The following is a 1,608-nucleotide window of genomic DNA, read 5'->3' as shown; positions in this document are numbered from 1 at the left end:
GATATCATTTGAATAAGCAGAAAGTTATAGGAAAATATAATTCAGATGAAGGGTGGACCGATTAAAAGACTGGTGTGCAAAAGCAATTAGCTTAAGTATTTCCGGCTGATAGCGATAATATAATCATGATCGATATTCGGTCGGCAATAACAAAATCAACTAAACTGGACGGGTAATTATAATGAACTCATCTGAAGCAGATATTCCTGAACGCTACATCCGGGAAATTTCCGAACTTATGGCACCGGTCACAGTCACCATTAACGATAATATTGAGCTTTCCAACTGCATCCTCATTTATAATACCGAGCACGGTAAAGAACTGCTGGTAAGGACAAAGCCGGGTATATACCCAAAAACCGGTAAATTACATATCACATGCGCATATTCAAGAGCATTATGCATATTCAAGAGCAACATCATCGGCAGCAAAGAAATTGATCCTGAATATACCTATTTACAGATCAACGTTCCCGAAGAAGTCGCGAGCGAGGAAAGACGAAAATTTCTCAGGGTGAAACCTTCCCGGACAGACCCCATCCACATACAGTTTGCATTAGTTGACAAACGGGTCGTAACCGTCGAGGCAATGGATATCAGTGGGGGCGGCACAGCCTTTGTCCTCCCCGGTAATCTTGCCAAATTCAAGATAGGGAATTCATTCCCCATTGCCATCAAGCTCCCCATGTTCGGCGAAGTCCAAACCTGGGTCACCGTTCAGAGCATGGCCCGACTGTTGAACATGGTAAGGGTCGGCATGGCCTTTTCAATCATGTCCGAGCAGGCACATTTTCTTGTCATGTCATATGTGACGCTGAGGGGACAGGAAATGTCGCAAGAACCGCTCAACAAAAAGTCTCTGCCACTCGTCGGCAGGGCAAAAATCTGCATCATCGAAAAGAGTCATAATCAGAATGAATACACGTTTCTCGAAGATATCTTCAGTGTCGTTAAAACAAGCTTTTCCAGTGCTGTTTCCGCATTAATCGCACACAAACCGGAGCTCATTATTTTAACCGATAATCCTCCTGATGACGTACAATCCATCCTTGAGGACATAAAAAAACACCGGGCGTTGAAGAAGATCCCCCTCATCGTATTAACCGAGAAAGAAAAAACCACAGCATTCATTCGGAAACACGCGGTTATCGTGAACACACCATATAATGAAAATTTTCTTATCCAAACATCAGAAAACCTTATAGAACAATACAGGCTTTCCAGAAACATAACAATAAAATTGCTGAAAACAACATCCGGGAAAGGAAATAAAATCCTTATTATAGATAGATTTCATAATTTCAGTAAAAACGATATCAAAGCCCTGACCGACTATGGCTTTGAAGTGAGCGTCAACAGCAAAGAGGACAATATACTCGCAAAAACCGAGCAAATGCACCCGGATATTATTCTCATCGATGAAGAAATGGAAAAAACCAATCCTATATCATTATGCCGATCAATAAATACAGACAAAGCGATCAATGCCATACCGAAGATTATTGTTACATCGAGCCAGAAAACATTTAACAAGTTTTATTCACAGGGACTCTTTGCAGGCTTTGTCACCAAGCCTGTCGACCTGGAACAGTTGATCTCCAAGGTATT

At 41.7% G+C, this 1,608-nt stretch carries 1 protein-coding gene; it reads left to right on the top strand.

Going from position 1 to position 1,608, the window contains the following annotated elements; genetic code table 11:
- Positions 1-181 precede the first annotated feature (181 nt).
- Positions 182-1,608: response regulator (locus LLG96_03070; protein ID MCE5249180.1), on the top strand; the 1,427-nt coding region annotated here is incomplete at its 3' end.

Source organism: bacterium (assembly GCA_021372535.1).
Lineage (GTDB): Bacteria > Latescibacterota > Latescibacteria > Latescibacterales > Latescibacteraceae > JAFGMP01.
The sequence above is the reverse complement of the archived record's forward strand: the minus strand, read 5'-3'. Positions and strand labels throughout refer to the sequence as shown.